General features: G+C 65.2%; 5 protein-coding genes and 1 pseudogene. All 6 read right to left on the minus strand.

Annotation, left to right across the window (positions count from 1 at the left end):
* Positions 1 to 299 precede the first annotated feature (299 nt).
* Positions 300 to 1,574: a DegT/DnrJ/EryC1/StrS family aminotransferase gene (locus U9980_RS16990; protein ID WP_322751496.1), complete on the minus strand. Its 1,275-nt coding sequence runs from the start codon at positions 1,572 to 1,574 to the stop codon at positions 300 to 302.
* 70 nt (positions 1,575 to 1,644) lie between these two features.
* Positions 1,645 to 1,968: a hypothetical protein gene (locus U9980_RS16995; protein ID WP_322768813.1), complete on the minus strand. Its 324-nt coding sequence runs from the start codon at positions 1,966 to 1,968 to the stop codon at positions 1,645 to 1,647.
* Between the two features lie 4 nt (positions 1,969 to 1,972).
* Positions 1,973 to 3,097 (minus strand): FAD-binding protein, encoded by a 1,125-nt coding sequence (locus U9980_RS17000; protein ID WP_322768814.1) that lies wholly within the window; start codon positions 3,095 to 3,097, stop codon positions 1,973 to 1,975.
* Positions 3,098 to 3,186: 89 nt separating this feature from the next.
* The gene (locus U9980_RS17005) at positions 3,187 to 3,891 is read right to left on the minus strand and encodes an SDR family NAD(P)-dependent oxidoreductase (RefSeq protein WP_322768815.1); all 705 of its coding nucleotides are present in this window, start codon (positions 3,889 to 3,891) and stop codon (positions 3,187 to 3,189) included.
* The gene (locus tag U9980_RS17010) at positions 3,888 to 4,466 is read right to left on the minus strand and encodes a hypothetical protein (RefSeq protein ID WP_322768816.1); all 579 of its coding nucleotides are present in this window, start codon (positions 4,464 to 4,466) and stop codon (positions 3,888 to 3,890) included. The genes U9980_RS17005 and U9980_RS17010 overlap by 4 nt, the downstream gene beginning before the upstream one ends.
* Before the next feature lie 5 nt (positions 4,467 to 4,471).
* A pseudogene (locus U9980_RS17015) lies at positions 4,472 to 5,178 on the minus strand (transcriptional regulator); the annotation flags it as partial.

A 5,178-nucleotide genomic window follows, 5' to 3' on the forward strand; every position in this document is an offset into this window, starting at 1 on the left:
CCCAACCCCGTGGTGCCCAACCCCGTGGTGCCCAACCCCGCCCCCGTCGTGGGGAATCAAGCGTCCCGACCGGTGCGCTCGCGGACGCGCTACGCCGTGCCGGCCTGATCGACGAATTCGGCAACAGCATCACCGGCCCGAAACGCACCGGTCGCGGAGGCTGACCCAGTAGTGCTCCGGGACTGTGGCCTCCGGGCGCGCGATCTGACGATCGTCGCGCGCCCTTTGGCCCTCCAGGCCGAAGAGCGCGCGATCGCTGGTCCTTTCCGCGCACTCGGAGCCTCAGAACCTGAACTCACTCATGCTGCGCCCGTCGGGGTCTCCGTGTAGAAAGCAGCCGCCACCTTCTCGAAGGCAAGGATGTACTGCTCCATATGCCGCTGGGTGTAGACGGGGTGGGTGTAGAACGGGAGCGTCCGCGCCGCGAGCCAGCGTGCTGTGGCGCAGTTCGTCTTCGAATAGTCGATCGGGGTGGCATTGGGGTCGTCAAACGGGTAGTTCAGCTTCCCGAAGCCCTTGTTCTCGACGAAGACGCGCTCCCGATACATTTCCGACAGCTGAACCGTCGTGTAGGGCACACCCTCCGCGGTCATGGCTGCGGCGAACTCCGCGACGGGAACCGACAGCCGTTCGGAGTCGAGCACGAAGGGCGCCCACCAGAACGCATTTTCCCGCTCCTGCGAGTCCACGGGGGCGTGTATCACGAGCGGATGGTCCCGCAGAGCCTCGGTCAGCTGGCGGCCGTTGGCACGACGCTGGGGAAGGTTCCACGAGTCGAGGCGGGCGAGTTCAGAACTTCCGATGGCCGACTGCATCTCAGTGAGCCGGTAGTTGAAGCCCACGCGCCGATGGATGTACTCCGGTCCGAACTCCATGAGCCCCATGCGCCTGGCCACGTCATAGCCGTGATCCCGTAGAGAACGACATTCCCAGCTCAGATTCTCGTCATCGGTGACGATCGCGCCACCCTCACCACCGGTGGTGAAATGCTTGCTCTGGCAGAAACTGAAACAGCCGACGTCGCCGACCGTGCCGACCTTCCTCCCCTTGTAGGTCGCACCAATGCTCTGCGCACAGTCCTCGACGACGAACAAACCGTGTTTCCTGGCGACATCGATGATCGGATCAAGATCTGCAACGACACCGTAGAGATGGACGACAATGATCGCTCGGGAACGAGATGTGATCTTCTTCTCGACGTCGGCCGCGCTGAGCGTATGCGACTCGTCGACGTCGGCGAAAACCGGCAGTGCACCCGCCTGCAGCACGCAGGAGGCCGAGGCGATAAAGGAGTACGGAGTGCAGATGACCTCGTCCCCTGGTCCGACGCCCAGCGCGGCCAGCGCGGTATGTAATGCCGACGTTCCGCTGTTCGTGGTGATGGCGTGGTCGGCGCCGAGGTACGCGGCCAACTCCGCCTCGAATCGCTGGCCCAGTTCGCCGGTCCAGTAGTTCACCCGACCGGTGCGCAGGGGCTCCATCGCCCGTTCGATGCTCTCGGGCGCAAGGCTTGGCCAGGTCGGGAACGGCTCGTCCGTGACCGGCGTACCACCGAAGATCGCGAGCTTGGACATTGTCAACCTCCTCGCCGGCGGGGTGGCCGGGGCCGGATCGGACGCTACGGGTTACCGGGTGGCGTGCATCTCAAGCAGCAAGCGAATCGCCGAGCCAACGCGACATGGCGATGATGGTAAGCGCCGGGTTGGCTGCTCCAAGTCGGACAAAATTTCCCGGACCGGCCAGGTAGACGCCGGGAAGCCCTTCAACCTCAAGGTCCTCCGTGACCGGCAGCGCACCGTCACCGCCGACGGGATGGGAACAGGCCTCGTGCTCGTATGACCCGTACGGCAGCTCGAACTGGGCCACCCGCCCCGCCAGCGGTTGGGCGAGCAATGCGCGAAAAGCGTTGCCATCGCCGAACCGTTGCACGTCCTCGTCGTCGCCCTCGCCATTGCATGCGCCGACCATAGCGTTACCGGTCGAATACGACGCAGTTATGTCGAGGAGCGAACCTTGGCAGATCTCGTTCGCTTGACGCAGAAGCTCGTGGCGAACCCGCTCGACACGATCGAGATCGGCGGGTGAGACCGTCGTCGTTATGGTGGGTGGTGGCCATGCCGCCCGTGGACGACGGCTGGACCATGAGCGTGCTGAAGTCGGCCGGGCCACTGCCCTGCTCGATCACGGCCATGAGCGAGATGAGTCGGTCGCCGTTGGGAAGGGCCGGTCTTTCCAACACAAAGACGTTGGTGGACAGCGCCGGCACCGGGCGGTATCCCATCCACAGCATCGGGTGCCGGAAAGCCCCCAGCGACTCACCGGCTTCGATTCGCACGAGGGCACCCACACAGAAGTGATCGGTGATGGTGGTCGTGATCGACTCACCTGTCGTCCGGGCCAGGATCTGGATGTTGCCGATGGCGGACGATGCGAGGACGCACGCGTCAAAACCTCGCCTTGTCGACGGCGTACCAGCAGGAGTCTCAACATCGACATCCCAGCCGCGCCTTGTCCGCCTGAGCGAGAGCGCACGGCCACGGACGATACGGAAACGGTCGCTCACGGCGGCCAGCCGAAGAGCCTCCGGTAGCGGTGAATACGCTTCGAACTGGCCGGTCCGGTCATCATAGCGCGCCGCTTGCGGAGCGTGCCGGATGCCGATTCTCGTCGCGGCAGCCGACAGTGACGACCCCCGCAGCTCTGGAAACCCCGGCCCTAGTTCGTCGCAGACCTGCGCATAGAGCCCACGCGGGCCGGATAATCGTTCCTGCCAACGAGGATGCCAATCACCGAGCTCCTCGGGGGTGAGACCGAGCAGGACGCCGTGATAACACAAAGAACGTCCACCAAGTCGTTCTGAAAGACCACCATCAAATCCCCATCCGTCACTGGACCACCATCGGACCTTCTCATCCCCCGAGTGGGTCGAGGTGTCCCAGTTGACATGACGGCGACGGGTCGACGGCCCGGTCTCGACGACTTCGACCTCTATTCCCGGATGGGAGGCCATTCGGACCGCGGCCTCCAGACCGGCCAATCCGCCACCAATGACGGCAACCCGGCGGTGCATCATCGCCTCCGGTCCGAAAATGTCCACGCGGACAATTGCCCGTGTATGATTTCCTTGGCCGCAAATGTCGCACATGTTTAAGGAGCTGTCAAGGGCTGTTTCAAGCGGCCAGGGCGTCACCACGTCAATTCGTCGTGCTCGTAGAAGAGGCGGCCGGTCGGCCCGTCAGCCGGGAGATCGGTGAGCCAGAGAAGTCCCTTAGCGGCCTCGGCGGGGGTCCGGCTGGCGGCCTTCGGGCCGATCCGGGTCTGCACCTGCCCAGGCGACGCTGCGTTGATGAGGATGCCGGTTCCGGCCAGTTCGTCCGCGAGGATCCGGGTGAGTGTGTTGATCGCGGCCTTGGAGATCCGGTAGGAGGGGCTTCCAGCCCGCAGCTGCGCGGAGAGCGACATGTGGCTGGTGAGGTTGACAATGCGTCCGTAGCCGGCGGCTGTCATATGGGGGATGACGGCGGTGCAGCAGCGCCAGGTGCCGAACAGGTTGGTGTCGACGGTGCGGTGGGCAGTCGCAAGATCGGGGGTGGCGGCGGGCACACGAGCGTCGATGGCGATACCAGCGTTGTTGACGAGGACGTCGATTCGTCCGAAGCATGCGATCACAGCGACGATGGCGGTATCAATGCTCGCCTGATCGGTGATGTCGAGGTGAACGGGGTGCACGTCGAGGCCTTCGCCCTGCAGCTGCTCGGCGGTGGCCGTCGCGGCGGCTGCGTCGCGAGCGGCAGTAACGACGGTGACGCCGGTCGCGGCCAGCTGTCGCGCGAGTTCATAGCCGATGCCACGGTTCGCCCCGGTGACGATGCCAACGCGTCGGCGGTTCATACCACGCTGGCTGCCAGCCGGGTGTCGAGTGTGCGGATCTCCGGTCTGCTCACATGCGGCTTGAGTCGTGCGCGCAGCTCACCGATGCGATAGCCATTGCGGGCCGACGGCGCTTCTTCCAGGAAGGGAAGCGCCTCCTGGCAGAGCGCGTGGGCATGCTCCAGTTCACCAAGGTCGACCTTGACCGCGGCATGACGGATGAGGTAGGTAGCGCGGTCGCGTTGGCGGGTCACACCGCCGCCAGACTGCAGCGCACGGGAGAACCACGAGTCAGCTTCCTTGGCCGCGCCGAGTTCGAAGTACGTCATGCCGACCTGGGCGCTGAACTCGGCTTCGTCAAAGTAGCGGACCCAGCTGGGATCGTCGTTCGAGGGAGCACGGTCGAGGGCAGCCTCGGCGCGCCGAAGCGCGTCGGTGCACTCCCGAGTCTCGCCGAGGGCGGCGTGGGTCCGTGCCTTACGAACGGACAGCATCGCCACCGTGCGCGGTGTGGCCGCTCTACTACTCGACATCGCGCTGTCCGCGACGTCGAGCGCCTCGCGCCGTTGATCGAAGTCGAGGAGCTGCAGGGACATGCTCTTCAGGATGTTTGCGCCGAGAGCGTGGTCATCAGCCGAGTGTGCAGCGTGGAGACCGACCATCCAGTAGCGCTGGCGGCCGCGTGGGAGCCGGCGTCACACGAGGCCCACCCCGCGAGCCGTGCCAATTCCCCGGCCGCAGCGAACAGGCGAAGGCCCTGATCGTCCGAATAGGTTGCTTGGTCGAGGAGTTCGGTGACCATCCCCAACTCAGCGTCGACGAGCCGCCGGACCGTCGCACCACCGAGCTGATCTTCCAGGGATCGTAACGCAGGCAGGTACGCTTCGATATCGGTCAGGGCAGCCTCGCTGATCCGCCTCGTCCCGACGTGCGCTGCTGCTCGCGCTGGTTCCAGCTCGGGCCACCCGAGAGCGATCTGGGTGAGGGCAGGGCCGGTCAGCTTCAGGAAGCCACGTCGATCCACCAGGGCGTCTCCTACGACGTCAGTCAGCGCACTGACTGTACCCATCGGAGACCAGGGGAAATCCACGCGGATCGCATCGCCGGTTGGGAGCCAACGAGGCCAGGGGTGGGTGTCGACGCGCGAGCTAGGCACGTCGAGCGCCGACGCAAGGGCGAGCTGGGTGATGCGGTCCGGGGTGACGTCCCATTTTTCCCAGCGCCACGCCTTCTCCCTGCGGTTGGCCATGTTGCCTGTGCCCAGAAGGCGTGAGTGCCGGGCGATCTCGTCGACGAGGCGCTGCATCG

This window comes from Protofrankia sp. Cr1 (genome assembly GCF_963555865.1).
Taxonomy (GTDB): Bacteria; Actinomycetota; Actinomycetes; order Frankiales; family Frankiaceae; genus Protofrankia.

What these genes read in the sequence shown, in the direction of transcription:
- U9980_RS16990 (WP_322751496.1), bottom strand. Translation starts at nt 1,574, where the DNA reads ATGTCCAAGCTCGCGATCTTCGGTGGTACGCCGGTCACGGACGAGCCG.
- U9980_RS16995 (WP_322768813.1), bottom strand. Translation starts at nt 1,968, where the DNA reads ATGGTCGGCGCATGCAATGGCGAGGGCGACGACGAGGACGTGCAACGG.
- U9980_RS17005 (WP_322768815.1), bottom strand. Translation starts at nt 3,891, where the DNA reads ATGAACCGCCGACGCGTTGGCATCGTCACCGGGGCGAACCGTGGCATC.
- U9980_RS17010 (WP_322768816.1), bottom strand. Translation starts at nt 4,466, where the DNA reads ATGTCCCTGCAGCTCCTCGACTTCGATCAACGGCGCGAGGCGCTCGAC.